The following is a 17,352-nucleotide window of genomic DNA, read 5'->3' on the forward strand; positions in this document are numbered from 1 at the left end:
ACACCAATCCGTCGGCAAATGGTCCGTCACAGGTCTGCTACGGACGTTCCGCCGCCGGAGATCCGCTCGCCATGACTCGCTACGCTCGTAGGGTGCCCTCGGAAGTCAGGTAGGTAACCCACAGTGTCGTACGTGCACGCCGCATTCGCCCGGCTTCAACGGGCGGCCCACGAGCTGACCAAGTTCGCCAGCATCGGGGCGATCGCGCTTGTCGTCAATGCGGTGGTGACCAACCTGGTCTGGCGGATGGACCCGCAGAAGCCGATCATCGGCTCCATCGTCGGTACCGTCATCGCCACGATCGTCGCCTACCTGGGCAACCGCTTCTGGACGTACAAGGACCGCGACTCCATCGGCCGCTCCCGTGAGCTGGTCCTCTTCTTCGCGGTCAACGGCATCGGCATGCTGATCGAGACCGTGCCGCTGGCTGTCTCGCAGTACGTGATGCACTTCGACGGCACGCTGGCCAACAACGTGGCCAAGTACGTGTTCGGCATGCCGCTCGGGATGCTGTTCCGCCTGTGGACCTACCGGACCTGGATCTTCCCGAAGGTCGACCCCGCGGTGGCGGCGCCGCAGTTCCAGTTCGAAACCGCCGAGGCCGCGGCCGAGCCGCTGCCGACCTCTCAGCTTCCGGTGAACGGCGGTCGGCACCGCCGGTCGGGCTCCGGCGAGCTGCTGAACACCACCCGCTGGTAGCGCGCGCTAGTACTTTCGACTGAATCGGGCGGGACCCACTGGACAGGGTTCTCGCCCGATTTGCTTTGTCTCGAATCGAAATCCGGAAGCCGCCGTAGCCGAGGCCCAGAGCCAGGCGCAGCAGGACCGCCTAAGGCGCCCCAGAGCGCCGCTCTCTCACAGCACCGGGTCAAAGGCGGTCAGGAACACCGCGAACACCGGCGGCTGAGCCTGAAGCAGCTCCAGGCGCCCGCCGTCGGCCTCCGCCAGCTCACGCGCCACCGTCAGCCCGAGTCCGGTCGAGGCCCGTCCGGACACCGACCGTTCGAATACCCGCGCGCCAAGTTCCACGGGCACCCCTGCGCCCTCATCGGACACCTCGACCACCACAGATCCGCCGGTGGTGCGCGTCTTGATCGTCACCGGTCCGGCGCCGTGCATCAGTGAGTTCTCCATGAGCGTGGCCAGAACCTGCGCGAACGCCCCGGGAGTGGCCACGGCCGCGAGGCCGCGCGCCCCGTCCACCCGGATCGGGCGTCGCGCGCTGCGGAAGGCCGGTCGCCACTCGAAGATCTGCTGCCGGATGACCATGTCCACGTCGATCGGCACGGTCGACGTGGAGCGGCGCGTGTCCCGGGCGTCCGTCAGCAGGCGCTGCACGACGTCGGTCAGCCGCTCCACCTGGGTGAGCGCGATCGCCGCCTCTTCCTTCACATCCGCCAGATCCTGCGCCGCGATGATCTCTTCAAGCCGCATCGACAGGGCCGTGAGCGGAGTACGCAGCTGGTGCGAGGCGTCCGCGGCCAAGCGCCGCTCGGTGGCGAGCATCCGGGAGATCCGGTCGGCGGTGTGGTCGATGACCTCGGCGACCCGGTCCAGTTCCGCGATGCCGTAACGCCGGTGCCGGGGGCGCGGGTCGCCGGAGCCGAGCCGCTCCGCAGTCTGGGCCAGGTCGCTGAGCGGCCGGGACAGCCGGCGGGCCTGAAGGAAGGCGACGCCGCTGGCCGCGATGGTGGCGAGGACCGCGACGCCGAGGATCAGCAGCAGGCCGTTGCGTATCCGGGTCTCGGTCGGCGACCAGGACTCCATGACGACGACGCGTTCGCCGGTCGGCCCGACATAGGTGCCGCTGGACTGCGGGTGGTCGGTCGGCGGGACGCCCACGGTGGCCGACGGGCGGTTCTTGAAGACGAGTTCTGCGCTGTGCCCGGGTGAGAGGTATTGCTTGAGCGCCTGCGCGTTGAACGAGTTGCCGGCCAGCTGGAGGTCCACGACGAACCCGATCCGCTGGACCTCCTGGTTCAGCAGCGCGTGCTCGGACTCGCTGATGCGCATGGTGTCGATGATGGCCAGGGGCACGCCGAGGAGGATGACCACGATCAGCACGGCCGAGACCGTCGACTTGATCATCCGGCGGCGCATCGCGCCCCCTGGACCTTGGCTGCAGCCACGCGATCCCTCTGCTTCTCCCCGGACGCTCGCGCCGGCCGCGCGTACTCGCGCCGTCGCACCCCAGCACGTGTGTGCGTATCGAACGCTACCGGACCTGGCACCACCCCGGCACGGCAGCCGGGAGCACTCACCCGGGCGAACCGCGCCTCGCGCTGGTCAGCCGCGCTCGAACCGGAAACCTACGCCGCGCACGGTCGAGATGAACCGGGGATTCGCCGCGTCGTCGCCGAGCTTCTTGCGCAGCCAGGAGATGTGCATGTCGAGGGTCTTGGTCGACGACCACCAGGTGGTGTCCCAGACCTCCCGCATCAGCTGCTCCCGGGTTATCACCCGGCCGGCGTCCCGGACCAGGACGCGCAACAGGTCGAACTCCTTGGCGGTCAGGTTCAGCTCCTCGTCGCCGAGGAACGCCCGGTGCGATTCCACGTCGATGCGCACGCCGCGGGCCGCGGTGCCGCTGTCCGGCGATCCCCGGCGCAGCAGCGCGCGGACCCGGGCGAGCAGCTCGGCCAGGCGGAACGGCTTGGTGACGTAGTCGTCGGCGCCCGCGTCGAGCCCGACGACGGTGTCCACCTCGTCGGCCCGCGCGGTGAGCACCAGGACGGGGAAACCGTGGCCGTCCGTGCGCAGTCTGCGGCACACCTCGAGGCCGTCCATCCCGGGCAGTCCGAGGTCGAGAACGAGCAGGTCCACCACGCCGGACTGGGCCAGCGCGAGCGCGCCGGGACCGTCCGCGCGCAAGTCCACGTCGTAGCCCTCTCGCCGCAGGGCCCGGGCCAGGGGCTCGGCGATGGCCACGTCGTCCTCAGCGAGTAGTACGCGGGTCATGGGGCGATCGTAGGACGCCGGGGGCATCAAGCGGGATACTCCCGGGTAACTGCGCGAAAAATCATCAGAATATTGATGATTCCGTGACCTAAGTCTGATTTGCGCGCTTTGTCACAGACGGGGCAGGGCCGAGAATGGCCGTCCACGCGCCCTTTCGCCACTGCGCCGCCATGTACCGGGCCGCGCAGCTAAGGCACGCCCGGCCCTTCCGGCGGGCCAGGGCGATCAAAGGCGCATTGGTCGCGGCCCCGATCGCCATCGCCGCGCCGCTGTGTACCTGGCGGCGCGGCCGAGCAACATCCGGCTCTTCCGGCACACGAAGGTGTTCAGAACGCGTTGGTCGCGGCTCTCTCTCCGCGGCGGCAGCTCCTAAGGCCGCCTTACGGGCTGTTTCACCCTGACGTCTTGACGCCGCTGCCCCGACGCACGATGATGCTCGCACTGTAAAGAAGCTTTACTAACACCGGGATGCGCGGGCCCCCACGCGCAGGCATCCCGGGCCGGGGCCTTGCGACCCCTTCTTATCCGTCCTCGACGTCGGCGCCCGTCGAGAGAGCTGAAAGGCGTTCTCTCACATGCGCGTGCGTTTCCGGCTCGTCGCCGCAGCAGCCGTCTGCGCCCTGGTCCCCACCGGGCTGCTCCTGGCGTCGACCACTGCCCAGGCCGCGACGCCGTTCCCGGCCCACTACTCGGCACCGTACCTCCAGATCGCCGGTTCCGACGCCGGCGACATGATGGCCGACTTGCAGGCCAGCGGCGACAAGTACTACACCCTCGCGTTCCTCACCCCGAAGTCCGGCTGCACGCCGGAGTGGGAGGACGGCGGGGACTCGGTCGGCGCCTTCACGTCGCAGATCAATGCTCTGCGTGCGGCCGGCGGCGACGTGATCATCTCCTTCGGCGGCGCGTCGGGCGGCGAACTGGCGGAGACCTGCACCTCCGTCTCCAGCCTGGCCGCCGCCTACGAGAAGGTCGTCAGCACGTACAGTGCGACCCGGCTCGACTTCGACATCGAAGGCGGCGTGCTGAACAACACCAGCGCCAACAACCGCCGCGACCAGGCCCTCGCCATGGTCCAGGCGAAGTACCCGTCCGTACACATCGACTTCACCATCCCCGTCGACCCGACCGGCCTCGAGAGCAACGCGCTCAACCTGCTCAAGGGCGCCAAGAGCAAGGGAGTCAAGGTCACCATCGTCAACATCATGACGATGGACTTCGGCAACGGGCAGAACGCCCTCGCCGACGCCGAGTCGGCCGCGAAGGCCACGGAGGGCCAGCTCGCCTCGATCTACGGCGGCAGCTCGGCCTCGATCTGGGGCATGCTCGGCCTCACCCCGATCGCCGGGCACAACGACGACAACGAGAACTTCACCCAGTCCAACGCCAAGACCCTGGAGTCCTTCGCCGCGAGCAACGGCGTCGGCGAGCTGTCGTTCTGGGAAGTCGACAGCTACGACAAGGGCACCGGCTACGCCTACTCGAAGATCTTCAACAAGATCTAGCGGCCTCGGGTCCGGTCCGGCAGCCGGGCGGCGTCGGGCCGGACCGGACCTCCGATCGGCCGCGGTGAGCGGACCGGGCGTGCACCCGTCGCGCGGGTCGGGTGCACGCCCGGTTCCTTTTTGTCCCAAGCACTGTTCGACTATGACAGCGTTCTGTCTCAAGGTTCTGTCTCAAGCAGCGCGCTCAGCCGCCGGTCAGGCCAGCGACTCGACCCAGGCGGAGTGCAGACCGGCGAACCGGCCGACCGCCGCGCCGTCCCCTGCGTCCTCGGCGCCGAGCAGCTCGGCGGGCGAGCCGTCCTCGACTATCCGGCCGCCCTCCATCACCAGCACCCGGTCGGCGATCTCCACCGTGGACAGCCGGTGCGCGATGATCAGGGCGGTGCGGTCGGCCAGGATCGTGCGCAGTGCCCGCTGCACGAGCCGCTCACTCGGCACGTCAAGGGACGAGGTCGCCTCGTCCAGCACCAGCACCGCCGGGTCCGCCAGGAACGCCCGCGCGAACGCGACCAGCTGCCGCTGGCCGGCCGACAGCCGTCCGCCGCGCTTCTTCACGTCGGTCGCGTACCCCTCGGGCAGCGCCGCGATGAACTCGTGCGCGCCGATCGCTCGCGCGGCCTGCTCCACGTCCTCGTCCGACGCGTCGGGCCGACCGAACTTGATGTTGTCCGCGACGCTGCCGGTGAACAGGAAGTTCTCCTGCGTCACCATGACCGCCGCGCGGCGCAGGTCGGTGTCCCGCAGCTCGCGCAGGTCGACACCGTCCAGCCGCACCGCGCCCTGGCCGGGGTCGTAGAACCGGCACATCAGCCGGGCCAGCGTCGACTTGCCGGCCCCGGTCGCGCCGACCAGCGCCACCGTCTGCCCGGCCGGGATCACCAGATCGAGGCCGGGAAGGACGGCCTTCTCGGCCGTCGGCGTGGCGTCCGCTTCCTGCTCGCGGCGCGGGTAGGAGAAGCGCACCCCGTCGAACCGCACCTCCCCGCGCATCGGCTTCGGCAGGTCGGTCGGCTCGGTCGGCTCCGGGACCTCGGGCTCCTGCTCGAGCACGCCGGACAGCTTCTCCAGCGCGGCCGTCGCGGACTGGTACGACGTGTAGAACATCGCCAGATCCTGCAAGGGGTCGAAGAAGCGCCGCACGTAGAGCAGATAGGCCGTCAGCACGCCGACCTGCAGGGCGCCGTCGATCACTTGGAACCCGCCGAAGACCAGGACGACGGCCGTCATGACCGCGCCGACCGCCTTGATCCCCGGCATGAACCAGGCCAGCAGCCGCATCGCGTCCGCGTTGGCCTTGCGGTAGTCGTCGCTCAGCCGCCAGAAGATCCGCCCGTTGCGCGGCTCGCGGCGGAAGGCCTGCACCGCCCGGATGCCGTTGAGCGTCTCGACGAACTGGACGATGAGCGCGGCGATGGTCTCGCGGGTGCGGCGGTAGGCGACGCGCGAGCCGCGCGTGTACCAGCGCAGCAGCCACAGCAGCGCGGGCAGGCAGACCAGCAGGAACAGCGAGAGCTCGGGGTCGAGCACGGCCAGCAGGACGCCGATCACCACGATGTTCAGGACGGCGTCGATCAGGCCGTCGAGGCTTGCGTTGACCAGGTCGCCGAGCGCGTCGAGGTCGTTGGTGAGCCGGGAGATGACCCGGCCCGAGGTGTACCGCTCGTGGAAGGCGATCGGCAGCCGCTGGAACTGCCGGAAGACCCGGCCGCGCAGGTCCAGCAGGACGTCCTGGCCGATCCGCCCGGCCAGCTTCAGGAACCGCAGCCGCAGCAGGGCGCCGAACAGGGCGGTGACCAGGATCCCGGCGACGGCGGCGCCGATCGGCGACCAGTCCCCGCGGTGGATCGCCGGGATGCCGGAGTCGATGCCGACCGAGACCAGGTACGGCCCGGCCATCTCGGCCGCGGTGACCACGACGATGAGCACGGTGGCCCGCATCAGGTCGCGGCGGTGCGGGCGCAGCAGCGAGCCGAGCAGGCGGCGCGAGCGGGCGCGCAGGAACAGGCCGCCGCTGGCCGAGACCTCGTCGACCTTCTCGGCGGCGACTCCCCGCCAGTCGTCGTCGTCCTGCGGCTGCTGCCCGTCCGCGGGCGCCTGCGCGGCGGCTGCGTCGGTATCGAGTGCGGTCATTTAGACGGCCTCCTCGACTAGTTCAGAGCTCTGTGACAAGAGGTCCCGGTATGCCGGAACGGTCTCCAACAGTTCGTGGTGGGTGCCGGTCGCGATGACGGTGCAACCGTCCGCCGGACCACCGGCCGGCCCGAGCAGCGCGACCCGGTCGGCCAGCAGGACGGTCGAGGCACGGTGCGCGACGACCAGCCCGGTGGTCTCGGACAGCACCGCCCGCAGCGCTTCTTCGACCAGTCCCTCGGTGTGGATGTCGAGCGCGGACAGCGGGTCGTCGAGGACCAGGACCGGAGGGCGGCCGAGGACGGCGCGGGCCAGGGCGAGCCGCTGACGCTGTCCGCCGGACAGGGACAGCCCCTGCTCGCCGACACGGGTGTCCAGGCCCCAGGGCAGGTCGCGGGCGAACTGGGCCTGCGCGACGTCGAGCGCCTCGTCGATCTGCCCGGCATCCGCGTCGGGGCGGCCGAGCAGCAGGTTCTCTCGCACGCTGGCGGAGAACAGGGTCGGATCCTCGAAGGCGCAGGCGACCCGGGCGCGCAGCTCGGACAGCGGCAGCGTGCGGATGTCGACGCCGTCGAGCAGGATCCGGCCGCCGGTCACGTCGTACAGCCGGGGCACCAGCGCGGTGAGGGTCGTCTTGCCGCATCCGGTCGGGCCGACGACCGCGACCGTCTCCCCGGGGGCGAGTTCGAGGTCGATGCCGGTGAGGATCGGGCGGTCCGAGTTCGGGTACCTGAACGAGACGTCCTCGAAGACGAGTCGGGCCGTGGTCGAGCGCCCGCGCGCCGATTCGGGCCTTTGCGCCCTCCCCGTCAACGCCGCGGCGATCGTCGCGGGGGACGTGATCCCCGGCTCGCTGTCGAGCACCTCGAAGACCCGCTCCGCCGCGGTGTTCGCCTCCTGCGACGCCGCCAGCAGCCAGCCCATCGACTCGATCGGCCAGCTCAGCAGCAGGAACAGCGAGATGAAGGCGACCAGCGTGCCGAGCGAGAGCGAGCCGTGCGCCACCGCCACCGCGCCGCCGAGCACGATCAGTCCCAGCACGGTCTGCGGCTGGGCGATGATCAGCGCCCAGATCTCGGAGAGCGTCTTGATCTGGCGCAGCTCCAGGCGGCGCAGCTCGGCCGACTTCTCCAGGTAGCGGCCGGTGACGAAGCCGGCCCGGCCGAAGGCCTTGACCGCCCGGATGCCGAGGGCCGACTCCTCCACGTCGGTGGCCACCTCGCCCTGCTGGTCCTGCACGGCCCGGATCTGCCGCCGGTAGACCCGCTCGTACTTGAACACCACGAAGCTGAGCGGCAGCCCGAACACCACCACCACGGCACCGAGCAATGGATTGATGACGATGAGCAGCACCGAGACGACCGCGAAGGTGACCGAGTTGACCACCAGGAAGATCAGCGCGAAGCCGAGGAAGCGCCGGATCGCCGAGATGTCGCTGGTCATCCGGGCGACCAGCTGCCCCGACTGCCAGGAGTCGTGGAAGCCGACGTCGAGGCGCTGCAGGTGGTTGTACAGCTCGTCGCGCAGGTCCTTCTCGATCCCGAGCGCGCTGTTGGCCAGCGCGAGCCGGCGCGCCAGGATGAGCACGGCCTCGGCCAGGCCGAACAGCAGCGCGTAGAGGCCGAGCCGCCAGAGCGCGCCGCGGTCGCCATGGTGCAGCGGTCCGTCGACGACTGCCTTCGTGAGCAGCGGGACCGCCACCCCGACGAGGGTGCCGCCGAGGGCCACCGCGAACATCAGCAGCATCTGCCATCTATACGGACGAACGTAGGCTTTCAGGCGCCATAGGGACGCAAAGGAGCCGCCTGACGGCGAGGAAGGGGGCATGGTAAGGACCATAGGACCGATTCGCCCGCTTCCGCACCCCGTTTATGACCTGGCCGAACGGCGGGGCGGCAGCAACCAGGGAATATCGATTTCACCCGTTCGAATGAGCGACGGATCGTGCGCGACGTGTTATGGTGGGCGCGGTTGCAGCTGAAGTTCCCTGAATGCTTCGTTTGAATGCCCGCGGGAGTACGGCCGCGGGCCTTTGTGTTTCGTGGCTACTCTTCCCGGTGCGGACCAGCGAGCGGGACGGTACATGGAGGGCAACCCAGGGCTCCACACGGTGTGGGGGCCTGTCCAACGTCCCCGTTCTACGAGGAGAGAGATGGCTTCCGGTACGGTCAAGTGGTTCAACGCGGAGAAGGGCTACGGCTTCATCTCCCAGGAGGACGGCGGCCCCGACGTCTTCGTCCACTTCACTGCGATCGAGTCGAGCGGCTACCGCACGCTCGAGGAGAACCAGCGGGTCGAGTTCAACGTCACCAGCGGCCCGAAGGGCCCCCAGGCGGAGCACGTCAAGCCGCTGTAAGCAGCTCGGATCAACACCTAAGTGAACCCGGGAGCCTGAACCAATCCTCGGGCCACTCGCACGCCTCGCGTCCCGTAGGGCGCGGGGCGTCGTGCTTTCTACGGGCGGGGGCATGGACTGCTCCCGAGCTCAGTGCCTGGTAGCGCTGTCCCCTAGGCCCGCCGCGTGGTCTGTCTTGGGAACACCCGGGCCGCAGCCAGCCGTCCCCGGCCGCTGAGCCGCAATCCGACGCCCCTCTCTCCCCCACCACTGACGTACTGTGGAATCCATGGGCAGGGTGACGAAACGGGAGCCCGTGCTCCGGCTCGACGGACCCGGCGCGACGGGTTCCCGCGACACCCTCGCGGCCGAGGAACCGCTGGAGATCCGGATCGGCGGGAAGCAGGTCGCCGTGACGATGCGCACCCCCGGCGACGATTTCGACCTGGTGGCCGGGTATCTCGCGGGCGAGGGCGTCATCCGCGGTCCGCACGACCTGAGCCGCATGCGGTTCTGCGGCGACACCGCGTGCTCCGGACCGATCGGAGTCAGCGCCCTCGAACCCGATGCCGCGCCGGGCGAGCAAGGCTGTGATCCCTCCAACGTCCATGATCCCTACAACATCGTCGACGTGGACCTGGCGCCCGGCGTCGATCCGCCCCTCTGGTCGCTGGATCGAACGACCTACACCACGAGCGCCTGCGGCGTGTGCGGCAAGTCGTCGATAGAGGCTGTGCGCGCGAACGCCCACTGGAGCGTGCAGGACGACCCGCTGCTCGTGTCGCCCGAGACGCTCTACACGCTTCCGCGGCAGCTGCGCGAGCACCAGAAGATCTTCGACAAGACCGGCGGCCTGCACGCGGCAGGGATCTTCGACGCCGTCGGCAACCTCCTTTGCCTCCGCGAGGACGTCGGCCGCCACAACGCCGTCGACAAGGCGATCGGCTGGGCACTGCGCGAGGACCGGCTGCCGTTGCGCGGACACATGCTCGCGGTGAGCGGACGCGCTTCGTTCGAGCTGGTGCAGAAGGCCGCAGCTGCCGGAATCCCGTTGCTCGCAGCCGTGTCCGCGCCGTCCTCGCTGGCGGTGGAACTCGCGCAGGCGGCGGGCATGACGCTCGCCGGCTTCGTGCGCGGGCAGACCGCGAACGTGTACGCCGGCGCCGAGCGAATCAGCCGGCTGCCGCGCACATAGCCCGTCGCAGCAAGGCCGCAGCGGCGATCGACGAGTGCACCCCGAGCTTGGCCAGCACACTGCGGGCATGCGTGCGCACCGTATTCGGCGAGAGGACCAGACGCTCGGCGATCGCGCGTCGGGGTATCCCTGCGGCTATGCACCGCAGGACCTCGACCTCGCGCCGGGTCAGGGCGTCGAACGGTGCGGGCGGCGGCGCTAAGCAGTCGCCGGTGGCGCACTGCGCCCGTGGATGCGCGCCGACGACGTCGGCCGGGCACGGACCGATCGCGGCAGCCAGGCGCGCGTCGACCACGACGGCTGCGGCCTGCGCGCGAGTGCGCACGCCGAGCTTGACGTAAACATTCTGCACGTGTGAGCGCACCGTCGCTGGTGAGATCGCCAGGACGCGCGCGATCTGCTTGGTCGACTCGCCCTTGCTGATCCGTCGCAGGACGTCCTGTTCTCGCCCTGTAAGCATCGAGATGTCGCGCATGATCCCCCTCCCCGCAGTCGGAATCCCACCGTAGGCAGACGATCCTCTGCGAGTACAGCGAAGCGTCCCGTTCGCCCCCAGGCTGTGGACAACCCGGTACGACAATATGCTTACGCAGTTATATGCGGGACCTCCCACGGTGACCAGGCTCGGAGGCGGGTGGTGCCTTCGGGGACTGGCCGGCGGAAAGCGACGAGGAGAGCGACTACTCGGCGAGAGTGAGCCTCGCACACAGCCGTGAGCGCCACGCGGAGTGCTCCGGGCGATGAGGAGAGCGGCTATTCAGCGAGGGCGAGCCACTGCTCCTCGAGCCGCTCGCGTTCGCCCGCCAAGGTGCGCAGCTCGCTGTCCAGGCGTCCGACCGCCTCGTAGTCCGCCGCCGACTCGGCCATCTGCTTGTGGAGCTCCGCCTCACGGCCGGCGATCTTGTCCAGCTGCCGCTCGATTCTCGCCATCTCCTTCTGGGCCGCGCGGTCGCTTGACGCACGGCTCGGCCCGGCCGCCTGGTTCTTTTGCTGGGACACCGCCTGCGTCTGACGCTGCGCCTCCGCCAGCGCCTCCGCTCTCAGCCTGAGGTACTGGTCCACGCCGCCGGGCAGCAGCTTGAGCTGGCCGTCACCGAGCAGCGCGACGATCCGGTCAGTCGTGCGCTCCAGGAAGTAGCGGTCGTGCGAGACCACGATCAGCGAGCCCGGCCATCCGTCGAGCAGGTCTTCGAGTGCTGTGAGGGTGTCGATGTCCAGATCGTTGGTCGGCTCGTCGAGCAGCAGCACGTTCGGCTCGTCCATCAACAGCCTGAGCACCTGGAGCCTTCGCCGTTCACCGCCGGACAGGTCGCCGACCGGGGCCCACTGCTTCTCGCCGCTGAAGCCGAAGCGCTCCAACAGCTGGGACGCCGTCAGCACCCGGCCTTTGCCGAGGTCTACCGAGGACCGGACCTCCTCGACCGCCTCCAGCACCCGGGTCTGCGGCGCGATCTGCGTGATCTCCTGGGCGAGCAGTGCCGGGCGTACCGTCACGCCGGCGACGACACGGCCGGTGACAGGACGCACCGCGCCGGTCATGAGGCGCAGCAGGCTGGTCTTCCCCGAACCGTTCACGCCTACCAGGCCGAGCCGCTCGCCTGGCGCCAGCTGCCACGTCACGTGCCGCAGGATGGTGCGCGCGGGCTCGGCGCCGACCGTGTACGTGACGTCTTCGAGCTCGTAGACGGTTCGGCCGAGGCGGGCGGAGGCGAAGCTCATCAGCTCGGCCGCGTCACGCGGCGGCGGCTCGGCGGCGATCAGCGCGTTCGCCGCCTCGATCCGGAACTTCGGCTTCGACGTGCGCGCCGGGGCGCCGCGCCGCAGCCAGGCCAGCTCCTTGCGCAGCAGGTTCTGCTTGCGGTCCCAGTCCACCGCGGCGATCCGCGTGCGCTCCGCCCGGGCCAGCACATATGCCGAGTATCCGCCCTCGTACGCGTCCACCCGGCCGTCCCCGACCTCCCAGGTGGCATCGCAGACCTCGTCGAGGAACCAGCGGTCGTGGGTGACCACGAACAGCGCCGACCTGCGTGCCTTGAGATGTCCGGCGAGCCAGGCGATGCCCTCGACGTCCAGATGGTTGGTGGGCTCGTCGAGCAGCAGCAGGCGGTCCGTGGCGTCCGGCTCCAGCAGTGCCTTTGCCAGCGCGATCCGCCGCCGCTCGCCGCCGGAGAGCGGGCCGACGACCGTGTCGAGGCCGTCGCGGAAGACCGGGGCGTCGATCCCGCCGAGCAGGCCGCTGAGCACGTCGCGGATGTGCGCTTCGCCCGCCCACTCATGCTCCACCCGGCCCGCGAGCAGCTGCGCCCGGATGGTGGCCGCCGGGTCGAGCTCGTCGTGCTGTCCGACCACGCTGACCCGCACCGAGCCGCTGTGGGTCACCCGGCCGCCGTCCGGCTCCTCGAGCCGGGCGAGCAGGCGCAGCAGCGTGGACTTGCCGCCGCCGTTGCGCCCGACGACGCCGATCCGGTCGCCCTCCGCGATGCCGAGCGACAATCCGTCCAGCACGGTCCGCGTCCCGTACGCCTTGCTGACAGCCTCGATGTTGACCAGGTTCGCCACGCCGCAAACGTTACCCGGCGGCCCTGGCGCTGATTGACGCCCGAGCGCCGACCTGCGCCCGGATCAGATCCAGGACGGCAGCCACATGTGGTTCGACCAGTCCGAATACGGGATCGTCTGCCCCGAGTAGATCGGATAGAAGTAGGCGAACAGCGCCACCACGCCGACCACGAGGGTCCCGGCCACTGCCGCGCCCCACACTCGCCGCGTGGGCGGCGCGTCGGCGCGCCCGAGCAGCGTCCCGACCGCGAACGTCGCGGCCAGCACCATGAACGGGGTGAAGGAGACCGCGTAGAAGGAGAAGATCGTGCGCTGGGCGTACCAGAGCCAGATCCCGACTCCCGCCGCGATGCCGGTCAGCATCGCCGCCGCCCGCCAGTCCCGGCGCGCGATCCAGCGCCAGAGCAGGTAGAAGATCGACGCGGTCGCGAACCACCACAGCAGCGGGTTGCCCAGCGCCAGCACCTCGGCGGAGCAGCTGCCCATCGAGGCCGTGCAGCCGCTCTGGCCCACCGGCGGCGTGGCCCAGTAGAACGCGACCGGCCGCCCCATGATGAACCAGGACCACGGATTCGACATGTACGGGTGCCCGGACTGGAGCGTGGAGTTGAAGCCGTACTGCTGACCGACGTAGAACCACAGCGAGCGGAACGGATTCGTCCAGGTCGGCCAGATCGACGAGGGGTGCCCGTCCGCCCAGGTGCGGTAATAGCCGCCGCCCTGCTCGGTGCGGAAGAACCAGCCGGCGTAGGAGGCCACGAAGACGCCGACGGCCAGCACGGGCATGGAGAGGAAGCCCCACAGCGGTTCGGCCAGCCGTCGCCAGGCGAACCGCTTGAGCAGCCCGGCCAGCTGCATCGAGACCACCGCGAACACCGCGCAGGCGATGAAGCCGAGCAGGACGAAGGCCCAGGCCAGGCCGAGGAACTTGAGGACGGCGGGGACGGCGAAGACGGCCAGGACCGCCAGCGTGACGAAGGTCGGGTAGCGCACCCCGGCCGCCCGGCGCGCGCCGCCGTCCCACAGCAGCGACATGACCATGAACGCGGCCAGGAACACGATGCCGTTCCACTTGGTCGCGGTGGCCAGGCCGAGCATCAGGCCGCCGACCAGCCGCCAGGGCCGCAGTCCGAGCCTGGGTCCGTACTCGTCGAAGGGCAGCAGTCCGGGCCCGCGTTCCTCGCGCCAGGCGGCGAACTTCTCCCGGACCTTGTCCCGGTCCACCACCAGCGCGGAGAAGCCGGCCAGGATGAAGAACATCTGGATGCCGTCGAGCAGCGCGGTGCGGGCCATCACGAACGCGAGGCCGTCGAAGGCCAGGAAGATGCCGGCCACGCAGCCGAGCAGGGTGGAGCGGAACATCCGGCGGGCGGTGCGGGCGATGATGTAGATCGCGAGGGTGCCGAGCACCGCCTCCATCAGGCGCCAGCCGACCGGGTTCAGGCCCCAGATCTTCTCGCCGAGCCCGATGATCCACTTGCCAGCCGGGGGGTGCACAACGTACTCGGCGCAGGTCTGCACGCAGGTGAAGTTGGTCGGGGCGTTGTGCCCGAAGGCCCCGGAGCCGGAAAGGGCCGGGTCGGAGATCTTGGCGCCGTCGGCCCAGGTGTGCTCCCAGCCGTAGACCCACATCGACCAGCCGTCTTTGGCGTAGTACGTCTCGTCGAAGATGATCTTGTTGGGCCAGCCGAGGTTCCAGAACCGCATGAAGCCGCCGATCGCGGTGATGATCAGCGGCAGGATCCAGCCGGCGCCGCGGAAGAACTCCGGATAGAACGGCGGCACCAAGCGGTCGCGCAGCGGCGGGCGGGGATCGGGCCGCGGCCGCTCCTCGGGGCGGAACCAGACCCGGCCGCGCTCCCAGCCGCGGCGCAGCCGGCGCCGCGGCTCGAGCCAGGGCTCCGCGTCCGTGTCCGGCTCGGCGAGCGTCCCTCCGGACGCCACCTCTTCTTCTTCGGACACCCTCTGCTCAGGGGCGATGGGCGCGTCGAGGTCCACCTCCCCGAGTTCGGTCCACTCGGGCCGGCCGGCCGCGCTGTCGCTCCGCAGATCGCTGGTCACGCGGGCCATGGTACGGAGTGGCCGCGCCGCCGCGCAGCACGGGACGATGAGAAAGTGAAACCCAGCGGACAAATTGCCGCCCACAGCGTCACCGCCCCCAGCGACGCCGGGCTCCTGGTGCTCGCCGGCACCCCCATCGGCGATCCGGCCGACGCGCCGCCCCGGCTGGCCACGGAGCTCGCCGCAGCCGACGTGATCGCGGCGGAGGACACCCGCAGGCTGCACCGGCTGGCCCGGGAACTGGGAGTGACCCCGGCCGGGCGGATCGTGTCCTACTTCGAGGCCAACGAGAGCGCGCGGACACCGGAGTTGGTCGCGCGCCTGCAGGAGGGTGCCCGCGTCCTGCTCGTCACCGACGCTGGCATGCCCTCCGTCTCCGATCCCGGCTACCGCCTGGTCGCCGCCGCGGTCCAGGCCGGGATCCGGGTCACCGCCGTCCCCGGGCCGTCGGCGGTACTCACCGCGCTGGCGCTGTCCGGTCTGCCGGTCGACCGCTTCTGCTTCGAGGGCTTCCCGCCGCGCAAGGCAGGAGAGCGCGCCCGGGTCCTGGCCGCCAACGCCGCCGAACCGCGCACGATGGTCTACTTCGAAGCGCCGCACCGGCTCGCCGACACGCTCGCGGCCATGGCGGAGGCGTTCGGGGCGGACCGTCCGGCCGCGGTGTGCCGCGAGCTGACCAAAACGTACGAAGAGATCAAGCGCGGCACTCTCAGCGAACTCGCGCGGTGGGCGGAGCCTGGGGTGCGCGGGGAGATCACGGTCGTCGTGGCGGGGGCCGAGCCGAAGGCCGCATCTGAGGCGTCAGCTGAGGAACTGGCGGCGAGGGTCGCGCGACGGGAGGCGGCCGGGGAGCACCGGAAGGCGGCCATCGCGGCTGTCGCGGCCGAGACGGGGCTGCCGAAACGAGAGGTGTTCGACGCAGTGGTGGCGGCTAAAACCGGTCCGGAATGACCGAACACGGCCAGTAAGATTTGGTCCATGGCTTCAGGCAGCGAACCCGTCAAGACTTTCTACGTCACGACGCCGATCTACTACGTCAACGACGCCCCGCACATCGGCCACGCGTACACCACGACGGCCGGCGACGTCCTGACCCGGTGGCATCGGCAGCGCGGCGAGTCCGTGTGGTACCTGACCGGTACCGACGAGCACGGCGAGAAGGTCATGCGCACCGCCCAGGCCAACGGGGCCACGCCGCAGGAGTGGGCCGACCGGCTCGTCGAGACCGCCTGGAAGCCCGCGCTGAAGACCATCGACGCGGCCAACGACGACTTCATCCGGACCACCGAGAAGCGGCACACCGAGCGGGTCCAGGAGTTCTGGCAGCGGCTGTACGACGCCGGCGAGGTCTACAAGGGCTCGTACGAGGGCTTGTACTGCGTGGCCTGCGAGGAGTACAAGCTGCCGGGCGAGGTGACCGACGGCGAGGGCGAGTACGCGGGCCAGAAGGTCTGCCTCATCCACCACCGGCCGGTGGAGACGATCTCGGAGGAGAACTACTTCTTCCGGATGTCCACCTACACCGAGCGGCTGCTGGAGCACTACGAGAAGCATCCGGAGTTCGTCCAGCCCGCGTCGGCCCGCAACGAGGTCGTGTCGTTCGTCAGGCAGGGCCTGCAGGACCTGTCGATCTCGCGCTCGTCGTTCGACTGGGGCATCCCGATCCCGTGGGACGAGAAGCACATCCTGTACGTCTGGATCGACGCGCTCCTGAACTACGCGACGGCGGTAGGACTGGACAGCCCGGCGCCGGAGGACCAGGAGAAGTTCGCCCGCACCTGGCCGGCCGACGTCCACTTGGTAGGCAAGGACATCCTGCGCTTCCACGCGGTGATCTGGCCGGCGATGCTGCTGGCCGCCGGGCTGCCGCTGCCGCGCACCGTCTTCGGCCACGGCTGGCTGCTGGTGGGCGGGGAGAAGATGTCGAAGACGAAGCTGACCGGCATCGCCCCGCACGAGATCACCGACCACTTCGGCTCGGACGCGTTCCGGTACTACTTCATGCGGGCGATCCCGTTCGGCCAGGACGGATCGTTCTCCTGGGAGGACATGTCCGCGCGCTACACCTCTGAGCTGGCGAACGACTACGGCAACCTGGCCTCGCGGGTGGCCGCGATGGTCGGGCGCTACTTCGACGGGGTCCTGCCGGAGGCGACCGCGCACGGCCCGGCCGAGCAGGCGATCGCGGACGCGCTCGAGGCGGCGGCGAAGACCGCCGACGAGAAGGTCCGCGCGCTGGACTTCCAGGGCGGGATCAACGCGGTGTTCGACTTCATCAAGCTGGTCAACGGGTACTTGACCGAGCAGGAGCCGTGGAAGGTGGCCAAGGTCGACGACGAGCAGTCGCGCGCCCGGCTGGCCACGATCCTCTACACCGCGGCCGAGGCGCTGCGGGCCGTGGCCGTGCTGCTGAACCCGGTGATGCCGAAGTCGTCCGCCGCGCTGTGGGAGTCGTTGGGCGCGGAGGCCCACCTGGGTGCGCTCAAGGACCAGCGGGTCCAGGACTCCGGCCGCTGGGGGCAACTGCCCGCCGGGGCCGCGGTCACCAAGGGCGCGGTGCTGTTTCCCCGCCTCGAGGAGCGTTCCGAGGCCGCGTGAGTAGCAAGGCG

Annotated in this window: 13 protein-coding genes; 6 read left to right on the forward strand and 7 right to left on the reverse strand. The window is 70.0% G+C overall.

Annotated features, from left to right (window positions below; translation table 11 throughout):
• The first annotated feature begins 123 nt into the window (after window positions 1–123).
• The gene (locus tag VGZ32_RS03150; protein WP_326884260.1) at window positions 124–699 is read left to right on the forward strand and encodes a GtrA family protein; all 576 of its coding nucleotides are present in this window, start codon (window positions 124–126) and stop codon (window positions 697–699) included.
• 156 nt (window positions 700–855) lie between these two features.
• Here VGZ32_RS03150 and VGZ32_RS03155 read toward each other — a convergent pair whose 3' ends face one another.
• Window positions 856–2,100, reverse strand: a complete 1,245-nt coding sequence (locus tag VGZ32_RS03155) for a HAMP domain-containing sensor histidine kinase (protein WP_349263463.1) — start codon at window positions 2,098–2,100, stop codon at window positions 856–858.
• 186 nt (window positions 2,101–2,286) lie between these two features.
• Window positions 2,287–2,958, reverse strand: coding sequence for a response regulator transcription factor (locus tag VGZ32_RS03160; protein ID WP_324840214.1), 672 nt, complete (start codon window positions 2,956–2,958; stop codon window positions 2,287–2,289).
• Between the two features lie 575 nt (window positions 2,959–3,533).
• Between VGZ32_RS03160 and VGZ32_RS03165 the strand changes: the two genes are divergently transcribed.
• Window positions 3,534–4,463, forward strand: a complete 930-nt coding sequence (locus VGZ32_RS03165) for a chitinase (RefSeq protein WP_326884262.1) — start codon at window positions 3,534–3,536, stop codon at window positions 4,461–4,463.
• Between the two features lie 195 nt (window positions 4,464–4,658).
• Here the strand turns inward: VGZ32_RS03165 and VGZ32_RS03170 are convergent, their stop codons facing one another.
• Entirely contained in the window at window positions 4,659–6,593 is a 1,935-nt protein-coding gene (locus tag VGZ32_RS03170; protein WP_326884263.1) for an ABC transporter ATP-binding protein, read from the reverse strand.
• A complete protein-coding gene (locus VGZ32_RS03175; RefSeq protein WP_414642461.1) occupies window positions 6,594–8,432 on the reverse strand; it encodes an ABC transporter ATP-binding protein in 1,839 nt (612 codons plus the stop codon).
• A 313-nt stretch (window positions 8,433–8,745) separates the two neighbouring features.
• Between VGZ32_RS03175 and VGZ32_RS03180 the strand changes: the two genes are divergently transcribed.
• Together VGZ32_RS03180 and fdhD are read left to right on the forward strand one after the other, a co-directional pair.
• A complete protein-coding gene (locus VGZ32_RS03180) occupies window positions 8,746–8,949 on the forward strand; it encodes a cold-shock protein (RefSeq protein WP_326884265.1) in 204 nt (67 codons plus the stop codon).
• A 268-nt stretch (window positions 8,950–9,217) separates the two neighbouring features.
• Window positions 9,218–10,123, forward strand: a complete 906-nt coding sequence (gene fdhD, locus VGZ32_RS03185) for a formate dehydrogenase accessory sulfurtransferase FdhD (RefSeq protein WP_326884266.1) — start codon at window positions 9,218–9,220, stop codon at window positions 10,121–10,123.
• Here the strand turns inward: fdhD and VGZ32_RS28980 are convergent.
• The 3 genes from VGZ32_RS28980 to VGZ32_RS03200 all read right to left on the reverse strand — a co-directional run bounded on the left by VGZ32_RS28980 (window position 10,101) and on the right by VGZ32_RS03200 (window position 14,743).
• Window positions 10,101–10,598: a response regulator transcription factor gene (locus VGZ32_RS28980; protein ID WP_326884267.1), complete on the reverse strand. Its 498-nt coding sequence runs from the start codon at window positions 10,596–10,598 to the stop codon at window positions 10,101–10,103. The two genes, fdhD and VGZ32_RS28980, sit on opposite strands and share 23 nt — an antisense overlap.
• A gap of 278 nt (window positions 10,599–10,876) precedes the next feature.
• A complete protein-coding gene (locus VGZ32_RS03195) occupies window positions 10,877–12,682 on the reverse strand; it encodes an ABC-F family ATP-binding cassette domain-containing protein (RefSeq protein ID WP_326884268.1) in 1,806 nt (601 codons plus the stop codon).
• A 63-nt stretch (window positions 12,683–12,745) separates the two neighbouring features.
• Window positions 12,746–14,743 carry a dolichyl-phosphate-mannose--protein mannosyltransferase gene (locus VGZ32_RS03200; RefSeq protein ID WP_326884269.1) on the reverse strand — a complete coding sequence of 666 codons (1,998 nt, stop codon included), beginning with the start codon at window positions 14,741–14,743 and terminating at the stop codon, window positions 12,746–12,748.
• 54 nt (window positions 14,744–14,797) lie between these two features.
• On the opposite strand from VGZ32_RS03200, the gene rsmI reads away from it, so the two are divergent.
• On the forward strand, window positions 14,798–15,694 hold the full coding sequence (gene rsmI, locus VGZ32_RS03205) for a 16S rRNA (cytidine(1402)-2'-O)-methyltransferase (RefSeq protein WP_326884270.1): 897 nt from the start codon (window positions 14,798–14,800) through the stop codon (window positions 15,692–15,694).
• Window positions 15,695–15,721: 27 nt separating this feature from the next.
• Window positions 15,722–17,341, forward strand: coding sequence for a methionine--tRNA ligase (gene metG / locus VGZ32_RS03210; protein WP_326884271.1), 1,620 nt, complete (start codon window positions 15,722–15,724; stop codon window positions 17,339–17,341).
• Window positions 17,342–17,352 lie beyond the last annotated feature (11 nt).

This window comes from Actinocrinis sp., assembly GCF_035938995.1.
Lineage (GTDB): Bacteria > Actinomycetota > Actinomycetes > Streptomycetales > Catenulisporaceae > DASZGI01.

What these genes read in the sequence shown, in the direction of transcription:
- VGZ32_RS03155 (WP_349263463.1), bottom strand. Translation starts at nt 2,100, where the DNA reads ATGCGCCGCCGGATGATCAAGTCGACGGTCTCGGCCGTGCTGATCGTG.
- VGZ32_RS03160 (WP_324840214.1), bottom strand. Translation starts at nt 2,958, where the DNA reads ATGACCCGCGTACTACTCGCTGAGGACGACGTGGCCATCGCCGAGCCC.
- VGZ32_RS03165 (WP_326884262.1), top strand. Translation starts at nt 3,534, where the DNA reads ATGCGCGTGCGTTTCCGGCTCGTCGCCGCAGCAGCCGTCTGCGCCCTG.
- VGZ32_RS03170 (WP_326884263.1), bottom strand. Translation starts at nt 6,593, where the DNA reads ATGACCGCACTCGATACCGACGCAGCCGCCGCGCAGGCGCCCGCGGAC.
- VGZ32_RS03175 (WP_414642461.1), bottom strand. Translation starts at nt 8,432, where the DNA reads ATGGTCCTTACCATGCCCCCTTCCTCGCCGTCAGGCGGCTCCTTTGCG.
- VGZ32_RS03180 (WP_326884265.1), top strand. Translation starts at nt 8,746, where the DNA reads ATGGCTTCCGGTACGGTCAAGTGGTTCAACGCGGAGAAGGGCTACGGC.
- fdhD (WP_326884266.1), top strand. Translation starts at nt 9,218, where the DNA reads ATGGGCAGGGTGACGAAACGGGAGCCCGTGCTCCGGCTCGACGGACCC.
- VGZ32_RS28980 (WP_326884267.1), bottom strand. Translation starts at nt 10,598, where the DNA reads ATGCGCGACATCTCGATGCTTACAGGGCGAGAACAGGACGTCCTGCGA.
- metG (WP_326884271.1), top strand. Translation starts at nt 15,722, where the DNA reads ATGGCTTCAGGCAGCGAACCCGTCAAGACTTTCTACGTCACGACGCCG.